We start from the raw sequence: 13,231 nt of genomic DNA on the forward strand, positions 1-13,231 counted from the left end.
TTAGGAACAATCAACATGACGACACAGCAAGCCGCACAGGACGCCACGGACACCAAGCCGGGCGTCCTGCGGGACATGAAGATTTACGTAACGGCGAACGGCAATAACTCCATGTTCGGCGTCTTTGCCTCCACCTTCAGGCTCACGGACAGCGAGGGCACTACGATCCTCACCAACGTGGATGAGGAGGCCACCCTCCACAGCGGCAGCACCGATGTGGGGCACCATGCCGCCCTCTTGGAGGCGCTGCCAAGGATTAGCCCGGTGGTCATGAATGGCATTGACACATGGCTCACTGAAGAGCGGCCCGGCAGCGCTCGTCTTGTAGATGAGATAGGGGCACCCCGCACCCTTACCATCATCACCAGCAAAGGCGATGGCATCTTCAGGGCATACACGCACACGGCGGAAGAGCTTCTTGCTACCGGCTTCAAGCAGAAGAATGGGCAGCTTTGGAGCAACGCCGCATGGATAGCCCGAGTGCTGGCCGACGCGGAAGACCTCAGGCTCACAGTGCGGTGCAGACCGGCAGAGAGCGTACAAGAGGTAGCCACCCTTGAGCTAACACGGAATGAAGGTAAGCGACGGTGGAGCAGAGCGCAGAAGCAACTGAGGGCCAAGTACCAGTAAGCGTGTATGATGAAGCTGAGCACGGTGATACTCTCGCCGTGTTCGGCCCTGAGGAGTGCGTAGAGGGCGGCGATGATGCCCGCCATTTCCACTATCAGCCGTGGCTTTCTGTTGTGGCTGGTGGCCCGCTCTGGGCGTTGGCCGAAGAGGTCTTTGCATCTATCCCCGCGCCCAACGTTACGCCCGGCAGGAGCCTGCGCAAGGATGCCACCGAAAGGCGGCGGCTTGCCGTGTTCAGCCTCTTGGCCAACCTCACGGTGCTGGCATTGAGCCCGCTTCGGTATGAAGGTCTGCTGCTATCGATCCATAGAGGGAAGGGCGACAGGTATAACCGCGCTGCCTTCTCTCCGCTTCTATTGCAGAATGCTCTCTTGGCACTGGAGTTTCTTGATGTGGTCTCGGTGACGTGGGGCCAGACCAAGCGGACACGCACTGAGGTTTCACTCTCTGCTGGCTTCACGGCAAGGCTTCAGGCCCACGGCATAACGTTGGCAGAGGTCACCAGTGCCGGGCAAGGGGAGACCATCCTGCTTAGGCAGAGGGCAAATCGCGGTGATGCATCCGAGCTGGTGGAATACGCCGATACCGCCATGTCACGCCGGAAGCGGGCACAGATGGAGGAGCTTAACACATACCTCTCTAAGGCAGATGTTCGGCTAGATGGCCAACCCGTTGAGCCATTTCATATGGTCCGAATCTTTCTCCACGGCCTTACTGCTGAAAATTCAGCACTATGGACAAAGCATGGCAGGCTCTACAGGGGTTTCCATTTGGGTCTGAAGCGCGGAGAGCGGCATAGGCTCACCATCGGAGGCGAGGAGCTCTGTGACTTGGATTGGTCCGCCTGTTTCATCCACATTGCTTACGGCATTGCAGGGGCTTCATTTCCTTCAGGAGACCCATATGGCCTGCCAGGACTGGCCCACTGCCGGGACACTGTGAAGACCATCGTGAGTGCCCTTCTTTCACGCCGAGCCTCCGCACCCGGCAAAACCCTGCCACCCTTCAAGCTGCCGAGAGGAACGGCCAGCAGCCTGCCGGATGGATGGAACGGTAAGCGGTTTCTCCAAGAGGCGAAGGCTTACCATGCCCCCATCGCCCATCTTTTCGAGACACCAGATGTCTGGGCGCAAACGTCTTACACTGAAAGCGAGATGATGCTGGAGGTCTTGGGCAGGTTGCGTGCTGAGGGCTGTGCCGCGCTGCCTTGCCATGATGGTTTGCTTTGCGGGAAATCCTTCAAGCCTCTGGCTGTGGCCGTCATGGAGGCCGTCACACGGGAACGACTTGGGCAGGCCATTCCGGTGACCGAAAAGCCGATTGAGAGACCAATCTGGCTTAACTAGCACACTATGCCTCTCTGCTCTCCCTCTAGGGTTTTTGCTTAAGGTTTTCTTTCCTCATCATTGGTGAGCTTGAAGCCGGTAACTTAAAGCCCAGCTTTATGCCCTCCCTTTATGCCAACCCTATGGTCTGTTGTCCAATACGCCTACTTCATGCCCCCACATAGCAAGGCACACAGCAGGCCATACGCCACCCATCACCGATAAGATCAGCATGCCCAGCCAGGAGATAGGCATAGTGGTAGGGCATGCAGTTACACCCCGATGAAGGGGATTAACAATGAGAAAGAGCAGGGCGTAGGGATACCCTCATGCCTTACCCATTGAGGCTACCATAGGGATATCTGGTGGGTCTATGCTCAGACCTTAAGGCGAACGCCAATGCGGCCACCCTCACTGAGGAGCTCAATGCCCGCTTCCTCTAGCGCAACCTGCAAGGCACGCACGGTATCTAGCCTGCCGGTGAGAACATCCGCCCCGCGCTTCTCAAGGGAAACTATCGTGTTTTTCGAAATGCCAGCCCGCGCTGCAAGAGTAGGTTGGTCCATTCCAGCTAGGGCTCTAGCGGCTTTCAACTGATTTCCTGTGAGTAGCATTCTGTCCTCAGGCCAACTAATTTGTGATTAAATACCAATTCGTGCTTGACCGAATGGCCGAACCGCTACATTAGATTGTTGGTCTTAAATCACAGTTAATCGGTCGGGAAGCCCAACATGAATATGAACGTTCGCCGCCCTTCTGGCGGAACCCTTACGCACGCCCTTATGCCCCCTCATGCATTCCCAGAGCAATACGCGATGGTCTGTGACGGCGATTGCATGTTTCCACTCTATGAACATGGCCAGAAGCTCGTCTTCTCCAAGTCGGCACCCTTGAAGCCTGGCCAACCGGTTCTCCTCTTCAGGAAGCTTGAGGCCACTCCTCCCGGCGAAAACCCGATGCTATTCAAGCAGCTCGTCTCCGGCCCATCCAAGGCGTATTGGGAGGCAGGATGCCCAGCCATGCGGGGTAACGTGCGGCCTGTGGTCACGGTGAGGATGCTCAATCCGCCCCGCACACTGTTCTACCCCGCAGACGATCTCCTAGGTGTCCACAGCTGCACGGGGGTCTTGCCCATGCCGACGCTGGAGGGCTGACCAATATGCCTCGAACCATCACGTCCAGCTTCAAGACCGCCGAAACGCTCTTCACCCTGAGCCCGATTGCTGCACGTAAGGGCCTGCCTGCGGGCTGGCTCCTCCGTATGCCTATCGGTCTCCAGCATGTTTCCGTAGAGTTGCATACCTTGCGGCCCGGCTTGCTGGGTGCCTATCGCATAAGGATGTCTGGGAGCCTGCCGGTAGACGAATGGGAGGCCGCTGCGGTTGACGCATTGGGGGACCTTGCGGCCTTTGCTGTTATTGAGCTGAGTGACATAATGGAGGGTCAGGCCGGGCTCCTGGCATCGGCGTTCCATATGGTCTGGACAGGAGGAGAGCTTAACACGCTGCTGCCAGAGCTGAGGCGGCTCTACATCACCACGGAAGACCAAGCGGCTTTGCGTTGGGTTATGCCTAAGGGTATGGTGTAGGGGCTAGACGGCACTCGGTTTTTCTCGGGGAAGCTTTGCCTTTCTCGCTACCTCCTTACGGGCACGCTCCTGTAGCTTGTAAAGAATATCTGCTGCCATTCTGGGTGTCACGTTGTCTAAGTCCAAAGCCGCCAAGTCTTCCTCTACGGTTGGGCCGGGCGGAGCGATTTCACCTCTTGCAACCCTTAAAGCTCTCCACTCTACCAGCGCTTTTTCCGGTGCCACACGGGCGCGAACGGGTAGTGCCTCGTGCCATAAATCCATCCTCATGCCGAGGTCGTCAGACCCGTTGAAGGTGACCGCAAACGAAACCGGAAAGAAAGTTGGCCCGGTGAATGACCAATAAAAATTGTAGGGAACAAGCTCAGATAGATCACCATCCGCCCTCAGCCTCTTACGGACACCTTCAGCTAGGAGCCTCGTCTCATCACACTGCTCAAGTAGTTCCCGTATGCCCTCCAGCCATGGCGGGCGGGGCTCGCCAAGCTGACGTATCGCACGCTCACGTTCTAGAAAGGCAGCATAGTCATCCTCCAACTCCTGCAACCTGATTTCCTCCGGGGTTGGCGGAGGTGGCGGAGGCGGAGGTGGCTTTGGATCATCAGAATCTATCCAGACTTCCCTTCCCAGTTTTGGCTGAACAAAGGGGGTTCCCTCTGCGGCCTTCCTCGCCTTCCACTGCCGAAGAACCAGCACGTGTGACATCGCAGCGCGGCTGAGCTCCCCGGCATAAGGCACTAAGCACTCCTCACCGTCTACTTTCCGCTGCCGCTGCCGTTGCAATTCATCCCGAAAGGTGGCCGTCAGCATGACCCCGTGTTTTCCGGGGATGACATCTGCCACCAACCGCACCCAATCATCTTGCCGCAGCGGTAGACCTGCTTCAAGGACAGCCACGCGCCTACGAGCTATAAGGGTACGGGCCTCGCATGTTCCGGCAATGAGCTGCCTGAGGCCAGCGCTGGCGTATATCTTGGGGTACTTTCGATTTAAGAAGCCCTTGATGGTTCCCGGCAGGGGCTCATTATCAAGCGCCGTCCAAGTTTCCTGCTGGACCGCCTCCAGCTCAACGAGTTGCCGCCTTGCATCCTCAAGACTTGTTGGGTGTTGATGCTGATAATGGCGGGTGGTCTCAATCCCAAAAATGCGCACACTCATTGCTGCGGCATCCGGCTGGCGCAGTAGTAGTTCGAATCGTACACAAGGCAATTGCTCAGCGCATTCTCAAGCGCCCGCTGCCAGTTGGCCTCATGCTGCTCCCAGAGGATAATGCCCAAGATTAGCAGGGGACCGAACAACCAATTCATGAAAAAGCTATTCGGCTGCATCTGCCTTTTCCCCTTCTTTCTTCTCCTCGGGAAGCTTGACTGCCTCCACACATGCACGCGCCTGCTCCAGCAGCGGCCCTGCGGAGTAGACCCCGAATGTCATGCCCGGCCTCTTGTGGCCCACCACTACGGCAATTACGCTTTCGGGCTGACCTGCCTGCTCTGCTTTAGTGATGAACCAGCGCCGGAACGAGTGGAAGTTTACCAACCCCCGTCGCTTGCCTTCGCGGGTGTCATCCACGCCAACACTACGGCGGTAGTTCGTGAAATGATTGGAGGTCTTGAATGACCGCTCACGCAATGAGCCTGCCTTTTGCACACCCGGCCACTCAGGGAAAAGGTCATCGTCACCCTCTCGGCCATCGGTTCGCCGCTCGATGATATCGTAGAGCGCCGGGTGGGTTGGGCAGAGGCGCGGGCCCGGCTCCTTCTTCTGGGGCTTGAAAACAAACGTATTGTTTTCGCAGTCCTTCACCTTAAGGCAAACGATCACATCTAGCCGCGCCCCGGTGAGCGCAGCAATGCTCATAAGGTCATGCATCTCAGGTGTCGCATCACCGGCCAGTAGCCGCAACATCTCTGCATCGGTAAAGGGGCGTTCTCTCTGGTCAGTAGTCTGCTGGGGCTCCTTCAATCGCCTGCCCTGCCAGACATTGTGCTCAACCTCATGGCGGTTTTCGAGCCAAGACCAATAAACAGACAAACGGCTAATGTATTTATTCAACGTAACCGGAGAGAGCTTCCCACCGAGCTGCGGCAGGTCATCGCAGAACCGGACGGCCTCCCGCTTGGTTATGGCTTGGAGGTAAGCAGGGATACCCTTCTTTTTGCACCATCCAAGCAGCAGGCCTAGCGCCCGCGTATCGTCCGCCATCGTGCGAGCCTTCACACCGGACATCGCCATGTACTTCTTGTGGTGGAGGTCAATAGGAGTCTTCTGCCCGCTTGCCAACGCCGCAAATTCTATGGCGATTGCCTCACGCTGCGGCTCAAAGACCGCCTCCCCTTCCTCATCCTCACCAACCTGACGCCCCAGGATTTCGTCCATTCTCACGGACACCATATCATTCACTAGGAGGTGCTCTTCAGGGTTCACTGCGGCACCCCGCTGCTGTGCAAACAGTACGGCCTCACGCATTGCCTTTTCGCGGACCATATTGAGTGCACTGTCTTTGGAGAGGGCGGGATTGTAGGCTTGTTCAATAAGCGCCTTGAACTCGGCAATGACATCCCATTTGAGAACGTTGGCTTCCTTGAGGCTGTCCGTCGCCAGCGGCCTCTTGAGCTTGGTTCCCAGCTTGCTCTGGAGTTTACGCGGAACATTCACCACCACCCGCCACTGCGAGCCGTGCCACTCAAGATATTTTCGATCCGAAGCCGATGATGCAGCCAAAGAAAGCCCCTAAGTCCCAAATTAGTACCCAAGGTTAGTCCCGGAAGCCACTGAAAATCAATAACTTTCTGATATATTTTTGGGACTTTTCTTCGAGGGTTGTCCCCCGCTTAGCTCCACCAAATCTTCCCAGACACGATAAATCACCCGTTGACGGACATTCCCGGACGCCTTATCGGCCGGCTACCGGCAAGATCGTCTCCCGCAATAGCGTTCGCACGTCCTGCCCTTTGATCCTGCATTCAACGATCAGGATAGCCCCACCCTCTTCCACCACCCGGCATTCGAGATATTTGCCGCGCAGCCGGTTCTCCAGCGCCTTGAAGGCGTTCAGGCCGCAGGCATAGCGGCGGCCATCAGCGGCAGCGCAGACGCGGTTGCGGTCGATGTCTTCGACGCCGGCAAGGCGGAATTCCTGGCCCTTGAATGTGAAGCGATTGCTGGCGACCACGCGCAGGCGCTGGTCCGCATGTATTTTTAGCGGATAGGGGTCGGGCGGGGTCGAGATGCGTTCATAATTCTGGTGACGGGTATCGACCTTCACCGGGGAGGTCGTCCACAGCATCTCCGTGTTCGCCGCAAGACCGGCAGTCTCATAGCCATCTTCGCCATTGAGGAACGAAGCGATGCGCATGCCGGCAATGCCGAGCCCTATCACCAACACGATCTGAAACAGCAAAATTGCGATCTGCCGAGCCATATCACCGAAACATCAAAAGCGATAAAATATGAACCTATCCCGCTCCAGAGTAGAAGAGACGCAGCATTACATCAACAGGACCTTGCGAGCGGTAACGTCGCGAATTGTCCCCATTGCCATGATCGGAATGCCGTCGCAGTCGTGAATCACCCTGCCAGTCGTCCTGAGCCAACGAAACCCACCAGCCTTGAGATCAATCCGGCTCTCCTGATCGTAAAACTCACCGCTTATCAGCGAATTATGGACCGCTCGCGCCACCCGGGCTTGTGAACCAACCTCGACCTGCGCGATGAACTTCTCCACCGGAATGCCGCGAGAAGCCTCTTCAAAGGAGAAATCGCGCAGACGCGAAGCCACAGCATCCAGATAAACCAGATTCTGACCGATGCTCCACGTATAATAACCAATCAGCGTCTCTTCCAGAGATATATCTTCTAACATCGGCTTTCTACACTACATGAATGCTTATAACTTTTTTATAACATAACAAAAAATGCATGACTAATCACAAGAATTTATCCTTTTATTTGATGATATTCTACTTTAGACTTCATGCGGATATAGAAAGCACTTTGCCACCCGCCCCTTGTTGGCGAAGCAGCCTTCCTGTGCCAAAGAAGGTTGATATCGCAACCCAAGACAGGAGTCGCCGTGACCATCGGGCTTGCCCATGCCGAACTCATTGCCGTCGTCACCGCCATTACGCGAGACGAACCGCGGGTGATGACCGTCCGGGCGGGCGCGGCACTTCCCTCAGGCCCATTCGAATTCGGGCACAGAACGCTGCAAAGCGGGCTGCGAGAGTGGATCCACGAGCAGACCCATCATCCGGTCGGTTATCTCGAACAGCTTTACACCTTCGCGGATCGCGACCGTAACAACGATATTCCGGGTGGAAGAACCATCTCCATCGGTTATCTGGGGCTGGTTCGCGAGCATGAATCGTCGGGCAACGGGCACGCGCTCTGGCACGGCTGGTATGAATACCTACCCTGGGAGGATCATCGGCAGGGCCGCCCGGCGGTTCTGGATACCATCATCGACAGGTTGCGGGCCTGGGCGGATTCCGATCCCGCCTGCAAGAGCCAGCGTCACCTGCGGGCCGATTTCACCTTCGGCCTCGATGGCGGCGGCTGGAACGAAGAACTGACGCTGCAGCGCTACGAATTGCTGTACGAGGCGGGCCTTGTCGAGGAAGCCCAGAGCGAACACCCGATCAATTTCGGCAGGCCGATGTTCGCCGACCATCGTCGCATTCTCGCCACCGGCATCGCTCGTCTCCGGGCCAAGATCAAATACCGGCCCGTGGTTTTCGAATTGATGGCCGATGCTTTCACCCTGCTGCAATTGCAGCGCGCAATAGAAGCGCTCGCCGGACTGACCTTGCACAAGCAGAATTTCCGCCGGCTGATCGAACAGCAGCAACTGGTGGAAGAGACCGGCGACATGGCGACCGAAACCGGCGGACGCCCGGCAAAGCTTTTCCGCTTCCGCCAGACCGTTCTCGACGAACGCGCCCTCTCCGGAACGAAACTGCCGCTCTCCCGCAATTGACATATACTCACAATGAGAATATCTCTTTGACCTAGATATGCTCAGAAAGAGTATAAATGGGAGAGCGTCGTGAACGAACAGATATCTGCCGCAAGCCTTTATGATCGGGTCAGCCGCGTCATTCCCAAGGCGGAATGGATGGGCTTTCAGGACGATGTGGATGCGATCCTTGAGTTGAAGCGCAAACGCAACGCCGTCATTCTCGCCCACAATTACCAGACGCCGGAAATCTTCCACGGCGTCGCCGATATCGTCGGCGACAGCCTCGCCCTTGCGCGCAAGGCGATGGAAGTGGAGGCGGATGTTATCGTTCTTGCCGGCGTACATTTCATGGCCGAGACGGCAAAGCTGCTCAATCCGGGAAAAACCGTTCTCATTCCGGATATGGCCGCTGGCTGTTCGCTGGCCGATTCCATCACGCCCGAAGACATCGCCCTTCTTCGCAAGGCCTATCCCGGCGTTCCGGTCGTCACCTATGTGAACACCTCGGCAGCGGTAAAAGCGGCTTCCGACATCTGCTGCACCTCGGGCAATGCCCGCCAGGTGGTGGAATCGCTCGGTGTGCCACGTGTGCTGATGTTGCCGGATGAATATCTGGCGAAGAATGTCGCGCGGGAAACCAATGTCGAGCTGATTGCCTGGCGCGGCCATTGCGAGGTGCACGAGCTTTTCACTGCCGATGACATCAAGGAATTGCGCGAAAGCCATCCCGGCGTCATCGTTCTGGCACATCCGGAATGTCCGCCGGATGTTGTGGAAGCCGCCGATTTTTCCGGCTCCACCGCCGTTATGTCGGATTATGTCGGCCGGGAGCAGCCCGCCCGCGTGGTGCTTCTGACGGAGTGCTCGATGAGCGACAATGTCGCCGTGCATCACCCTGATGTCGAATTCATCCGCCCCTGCAATCTTTGCCCCCATATGAAGCGCATCACGCTTGGCAATATCCGCACGGCGCTGGAGGAAAACCGCCATGAGGTGACGGTCGACCCGGCAATCGCGGTCGCTGCCCGCCGCGCCGTGGAGAGGATGCTGGAGGTATGAGCGAACGCCTTCCGCCGCAGCAGGATTGGACAGTCATTGTCGGCAGCGGCATTGCGGGCCTGATGGCGGCGCTGACGCTTGCGCCGCAGCCCGTGCTGCTTCTGACACGCGGCGCGCTCGGCGGCGAAACCTCAAGCGCCTGGGCGCAGGGTGGCATTGCCGCAAGTCTCGGCCCGGACGATAATGCAGCACTGCATCTTGCCGACACGCTCGCCGCAGGCGACGGCCTCTGCGACGCCGATATGGCCGAGGAGATCGTTTTCGCCGCCCTCGCCGTCATCGAGGCGCTGGAGCGGGCCGGCGTGCGCTTCGATCGCGATGCTGAGGGGAAACTCGTCTTCGGGCTGGAGGCTGCCCATGGCCGACGGCGCATCCTGCATGCGGAAGGCGACGGTTCGGGCGCGGCCATTGTCAGGGCGCTCGCAGCCGCAGTCCTTCGCACACCATCCATCACGGTTCTCGAAGGCACGGAAGTCCGCCGCCTATTGACGGGAGAGGGCGCGATCACCGGTCTCGCCTGCGCCGGCCCGAAGGGCAGTTTCATTCTGCCGGCCACACGGGTCATTCTTGCAACCGGCGGCCTTGGCGGGCTTTACGAAGCGACGACCAATCCTTCCGGCAATTTCGGGCAAGGCATCATGCTCGCCGCGCGCGCCGGCGCCATCCTTGCCGATATGGAATTCGTCCAGTTCCACCCGACGGCGCTTTCCTCGCCCAGACGGCCGCTGGCACTGGTCAGCGAAGCGGTGCGGGGCGAAGGCGCACTTCTGCTCAATGAAAACGGCGAACGTTTCATGGCGACAGTGCCGGGCGCCGAGCTTGCGTCACGCGATATTGTCGCCCGCGCCATCGACCGGGAAATCCTGCGCGGCGGCGCGGTCTTTCTCGATGCCCGCAAGGCGCTGGGTTCCGGCTTTTCCGCCCGCTTCCCTTCCATCGACCTGCTCTGCCGCGAGGCCGGCATAGACCCCGCCCGCGAACTTGTGCCCGTGCGTCCCGCCGTGCATTACCATATGGGCGGCGTCGCCACGGATGGCAGAGGCCAAAGCTCGGTGCCGGGTCTGTGGGTTGCCGGTGAAACCGCCTGCACGGGCCTGCACGGCGCCAACCGGCTCGCCAGCAATTCCCTGCTGGAAGCCGCCGCCATGGGCATGCGCGCAGCGCAGGATCTCGCCGGTCGACAGGCACGCACGGCAGGGCCGGCAGCTGTTGCGCCACGCACAGCCCCCAACTGTGGAGCCGCCAATCCCGCTGCCGTCCGACCCATCGTTTCCCGCCATCTCGGCATTGTGAGACATGCAGAAGGCTTGCGCGAAGCGATCCGGGACTTGCTGCCGCTTGCCGAACAGGAAGGCCCGGCATCCGATCCCGCCCTGGTAGGCCTCACCATCGCCGTTTTCGCGGCCCTGCGCACGGAATCGCGCGGCGCGCATTTCCGCGACGATTTTCCCGGAAAGGACGCGGTCGCCACAAGACGCAGGCTGAGCCTGACCGAAGTGATCGCCATCGGCCATGACCTTTCCTCATCCAGCTTTTCTTCTTCCAGCATTGCGCGGAGCGCCTGACATGACCATTGCCCCCCTGCCACGCCTCATCATCGAGCCGCTCGTGCGCAACGCCCTTCTGGAAGATCTGGGGCTTGCGGGCGACATAACCTCCGCCGCCGTCATTCCCGCCGATCATCGCTCGGTCGTCGTCATGGCGGCGCGCGAACCGGGCGTCATCGCCGGTCTCGATGCGGCGGAGCTTGCCTTCCAGCTGGTGGACCCGGCGATCATGATGACGCGGCACGTTGAGGATGGAGCGTCCGTGGTGCCCGGCGATATCATCGCGACAATCGAAGGTCCCTCACGCGGGCTGCTGACGGCGGAGCGCACGGCGCTGAATTTTCTCGGCCATCTCTCGGGCATCGCCTCCGTTACCGCAAAAATCGCGGCCGCCATCTCCGGCACAAAGGCCTCAATCGCCTGTACCCGCAAAACGACGCCCGGCCTCAGGGCGCTGGAAAAATACGCCGTGCGCGCCGGCGGCGGCATGAACCACCGTTTTGCGCTTTATGATGCCGTCCTCATCAAGGACAACCACATTGCCGTGGCGGGCGGCGTGCGTGCCGCCATCCACAGCGCCAAACAGGGTGTGGGCCATCTCGTCAAAATCGAGGTGGAGGTTGATACGCTCACGCAATTGCGCGAGGTGATGGACGAAGGTGTCGACGCGGTTCTTCTCGACAACATGACGCCGGAACAGTTGCGCGAGGCCGTGGCGATCGTCGCCGGGCGCGCCATCACCGAAGCCTCCGGCCGTATCAATCCGCAGACGGCCGCAGCCATCGCTGCAAGCGGCATCGATCTCATCTCCATCGGCTGGCTGACCCACAGCGCACCGGTTCTGGATATCGGGCTGGACTTTCAAAGCCAGAAAAAAAAATAAGGCAGTAAGGGCGGACCACACGGAACCAAATGTCCCCATCTTCGTTGTTACCCCGCCGGGGGTCTATTTAAGGCGGGGGGATCAGTGCGCGCAAAAGCCTGTCCATATGCCTGGGGACCTCTCTCACAAAGGAAAGGCCTGTTATGGAAGACGCACAAGTTGGCTGGATTGCAGCAATCATTATCGGCGGCGTAGCCGGGTGGCTCGCCGAACAGTTCATGAAAAGCAATATGGGTGTTTTCATGAACATTATTCTCGGCATCGTCGGCGCCATCGTCGCGAATTTCCTTCTGGGGCTCATCGGCGTCTCGCTGGGAGGCTGGATTGGCTATCTCATCGCCGGTTTCATCGGCGCCTGCATCCTCATCGCCATCGGGCGTGCATTTCGCCGATAAGGGAGCATAAAAATGAGCTTTTTCGACAAGATCAAAAACGCGGTTTTCGGCAAGGCCGAAGCCGCCCCGCAGACTTCGGCCCCGGCCGGCACACCGACAACCGCCGCAAGCCCGGCTGCACCGGCGCAGCCTGCCTCACCGGCACCGACAACCAGCGCTCCGGCATCCGCCGGCAGCGTCGATGTCGCTTCCATTCTGGATGCCGCAGTCAAAAAGAACGGACAGAAACTCGACTGGAAACACTCGATCGTCGACCTTCTGAAAGCGCTCGATCTGGACAGCAGCCTCAGCGCCCGGAAGGAACTGGCCGGGGAACTCGGCTATACCGGTGACACCTCGGATTCGGCGACGATGAATATCTGGCTGCACAAGGCCGTCATCAAGAAACTCTCCGAAAACGGCGGCAAGGTTCCGGCCGACCTTTTGGATTGAACCGGTAAACGGGAGAGCCGCAATGGACGACTATTCCAGCCTGCGCGAGCAGATCGGCCAGGACCTCGACACCCTGCACGGGACCGACAACCCGAAGTCGATTTTCGAGATCGCCGACGACTATCTCCTGGGAAATCCAAACCTCAAGAGAGCAATCGTCGAAGACATCATCAAGGAAGAAGCGGACAAGCGCGGCATCGCCATCCACTAAGGCCGCGCGACAGGCACGGCTGTTTTACGAGAGGGCGGCATCCGGACCGGATGCCGCCCTTTTATGCCTCATGCCGAAGTGTTATTTTTCCAGATTTGCCTCAGCCTTTTTGGCGTTTTCTTCCATCAGTTCGTACCACATGGCGTTCATGACGGCGAAGATGGCGGCGAGAGGCAGGCCGAGCAGCCAGGCGAAATACCACAT

General features: G+C 58.8%; 16 protein-coding genes. 10 read left to right on the plus strand and 6 right to left on the minus strand.

Translation table 11 applies throughout. The annotated features are described in order from the left end of the window. Nucleotides 1-15 precede the first annotated feature (15 nt). Both FCH38_RS18220 and FCH38_RS18225 read left to right on the plus strand, forming a co-directional pair. Nucleotides 16-630: a hypothetical protein gene (locus FCH38_RS18220; RefSeq protein ID WP_174374642.1), complete on the plus strand. Its 615-nt coding sequence runs from the start codon at nucleotides 16-18 to the stop codon at nucleotides 628-630. Continuing rightward, complete coding sequence (locus tag FCH38_RS18225) at nucleotides 588-1,976, plus strand: hypothetical protein (RefSeq protein WP_174374643.1); 1,389 nt, start codon at nucleotides 588-590, stop codon at nucleotides 1,974-1,976. The genes FCH38_RS18220 and FCH38_RS18225 overlap by 43 nt, the downstream gene beginning before the upstream one ends. Nucleotides 1,977-2,332: 356 nt before the next feature. On the opposite strand, the gene FCH38_RS23510 is transcribed toward FCH38_RS18225, so the two are convergent. After that, nucleotides 2,333-2,569 carry a hypothetical protein gene (locus FCH38_RS23510; RefSeq protein ID WP_236776649.1) on the minus strand — a complete coding sequence of 79 codons (237 nt, stop codon included), beginning with the start codon at nucleotides 2,567-2,569 and terminating at the stop codon, nucleotides 2,333-2,335. 545 nt (nucleotides 2,570-3,114) lie between these two features. Here FCH38_RS23510 and FCH38_RS18230 point away from each other — a divergent pair. Next, entirely contained in the window at nucleotides 3,115-3,543 is a 429-nt protein-coding gene (locus FCH38_RS18230) for a hypothetical protein (protein ID WP_174374644.1), read from the plus strand. Between the two features lie 3 nt (nucleotides 3,544-3,546). On the opposite strand, the gene FCH38_RS18235 is transcribed toward FCH38_RS18230, so the two are convergent. From FCH38_RS18235 to FCH38_RS18250, 4 genes are all read right to left on the minus strand, one after another. Then, on the minus strand, nucleotides 3,547-4,701 hold the full coding sequence (locus tag FCH38_RS18235; protein ID WP_174374645.1) for a hypothetical protein: 1,155 nt from the start codon (nucleotides 4,699-4,701) through the stop codon (nucleotides 3,547-3,549). Nucleotides 4,702-4,857: 156 nt separating this feature from the next. Continuing rightward, nucleotides 4,858-6,264, minus strand: coding sequence for a tyrosine-type recombinase/integrase (locus FCH38_RS18240; RefSeq protein WP_174374646.1), 1,407 nt, complete (start codon nucleotides 6,262-6,264; stop codon nucleotides 4,858-4,860). Nucleotides 6,265-6,436: 172 nt separating this feature from the next. After that, a complete protein-coding gene (locus FCH38_RS18245) occupies nucleotides 6,437-6,964 on the minus strand; it encodes a thermonuclease family protein (protein ID WP_174374647.1) in 528 nt (175 codons plus the stop codon). Between the two features lie 66 nt (nucleotides 6,965-7,030). Then, a complete protein-coding gene (locus FCH38_RS18250) occupies nucleotides 7,031-7,405 on the minus strand; it encodes a PAS domain-containing protein (RefSeq protein ID WP_149901200.1) in 375 nt (124 codons plus the stop codon). Between the two features lie 210 nt (nucleotides 7,406-7,615). Here FCH38_RS18250 and FCH38_RS18255 point away from each other — a divergent pair, with 210 nt between their 5' ends. From FCH38_RS18255 to FCH38_RS18285, 7 genes are all read left to right on the plus strand, one after another. Beyond that, nucleotides 7,616-8,518, plus strand: a complete 903-nt coding sequence (locus tag FCH38_RS18255; RefSeq protein WP_174374648.1) for an NrtR DNA-binding winged helix domain-containing protein — start codon at nucleotides 7,616-7,618, stop codon at nucleotides 8,516-8,518. Nucleotides 8,519-8,587: 69 nt separating this feature from the next. After that, nucleotides 8,588-9,559: a quinolinate synthase NadA gene (gene nadA / locus FCH38_RS18260; RefSeq protein ID WP_174374649.1), complete on the plus strand. Its 972-nt coding sequence runs from the start codon at nucleotides 8,588-8,590 to the stop codon at nucleotides 9,557-9,559. After that, nucleotides 9,556-11,124: an L-aspartate oxidase gene (locus FCH38_RS18265; protein ID WP_174374650.1), complete on the plus strand. Its 1,569-nt coding sequence runs from the start codon at nucleotides 9,556-9,558 to the stop codon at nucleotides 11,122-11,124. The genes nadA and FCH38_RS18265 overlap by 4 nt, the downstream gene beginning before the upstream one ends. A 1-nt stretch (nucleotide 11,125) precedes the next feature. Next, on the plus strand, nucleotides 11,126-11,989 hold the full coding sequence (gene nadC, locus FCH38_RS18270; protein WP_174374651.1) for a carboxylating nicotinate-nucleotide diphosphorylase: 864 nt from the start codon (nucleotides 11,126-11,128) through the stop codon (nucleotides 11,987-11,989). 143 nt (nucleotides 11,990-12,132) lie between these two features. After that, nucleotides 12,133-12,384, plus strand: coding sequence for a GlsB/YeaQ/YmgE family stress response membrane protein (locus FCH38_RS18275; protein ID WP_080828456.1), 252 nt, complete (start codon nucleotides 12,133-12,135; stop codon nucleotides 12,382-12,384). Nucleotides 12,385-12,396: 12 nt separating this feature from the next. Next, nucleotides 12,397-12,816 carry a DUF3597 domain-containing protein gene (locus FCH38_RS18280; protein ID WP_174374652.1) on the plus strand — a complete coding sequence of 140 codons (420 nt, stop codon included), beginning with the start codon at nucleotides 12,397-12,399 and terminating at the stop codon, nucleotides 12,814-12,816. Between the two features lie 22 nt (nucleotides 12,817-12,838). Continuing rightward, entirely contained in the window at nucleotides 12,839-13,027 is a 189-nt protein-coding gene (locus FCH38_RS18285) for a hypothetical protein (RefSeq protein ID WP_142842456.1), read from the plus strand. An 81-nt stretch (nucleotides 13,028-13,108) separates the two neighbouring features. Here the strand turns inward: FCH38_RS18285 and cydX are convergent, their stop codons facing one another. Continuing rightward, nucleotides 13,109-13,231, minus strand: a complete 123-nt coding sequence (gene cydX / locus FCH38_RS18290) for a cytochrome bd-I oxidase subunit CydX (protein ID WP_046801704.1) — start codon at nucleotides 13,229-13,231, stop codon at nucleotides 13,109-13,111.

The organism is Agrobacterium tumefaciens (assembly GCF_013337285.1).
Classification (GTDB): Bacteria; Pseudomonadota; Alphaproteobacteria; order Rhizobiales; family Rhizobiaceae; genus Agrobacterium; species Agrobacterium burrii.

Bases quoted from the DNA above. Each gene is read 5' to 3' on its own strand.
- FCH38_RS23510 (WP_236776649.1), bottom strand. From the start codon at position 2,569: ATGCTACTCACAGGAAATCAGTTGAAAGCCGCTAGAGCCCTAGCTGGA.
- FCH38_RS18250 (WP_149901200.1), bottom strand. From the start codon at position 7,405: ATGTTAGAAGATATATCTCTGGAAGAGACGCTGATTGGTTATTATACG.
- cydX (WP_046801704.1), bottom strand. From the start codon at position 13,231: ATGTGGTATTTCGCCTGGCTGCTCGGCCTGCCTCTCGCCGCCATCTTC.
- FCH38_RS18275 (WP_080828456.1), top strand. From the start codon at position 12,133: ATGGAAGACGCACAAGTTGGCTGGATTGCAGCAATCATTATCGGCGGC.
- FCH38_RS18235 (WP_174374645.1), bottom strand. From the start codon at position 4,701: ATGAGTGTGCGCATTTTTGGGATTGAGACCACCCGCCATTATCAGCAT.
- nadC (WP_174374651.1), top strand. From the start codon at position 11,126: ATGACCATTGCCCCCCTGCCACGCCTCATCATCGAGCCGCTCGTGCGC.
- FCH38_RS18220 (WP_174374642.1), top strand. From the start codon at position 16: ATGACGACACAGCAAGCCGCACAGGACGCCACGGACACCAAGCCGGGC.
- FCH38_RS18245 (WP_174374647.1), bottom strand. From the start codon at position 6,964: ATGGCTCGGCAGATCGCAATTTTGCTGTTTCAGATCGTGTTGGTGATA.
- FCH38_RS18285 (WP_142842456.1), top strand. From the start codon at position 12,839: ATGGACGACTATTCCAGCCTGCGCGAGCAGATCGGCCAGGACCTCGAC.
- FCH38_RS18280 (WP_174374652.1), top strand. From the start codon at position 12,397: ATGAGCTTTTTCGACAAGATCAAAAACGCGGTTTTCGGCAAGGCCGAA.
- FCH38_RS18265 (WP_174374650.1), top strand. From the start codon at position 9,556: ATGAGCGAACGCCTTCCGCCGCAGCAGGATTGGACAGTCATTGTCGGC.
- FCH38_RS18230 (WP_174374644.1), top strand. From the start codon at position 3,115: ATGCCTCGAACCATCACGTCCAGCTTCAAGACCGCCGAAACGCTCTTC.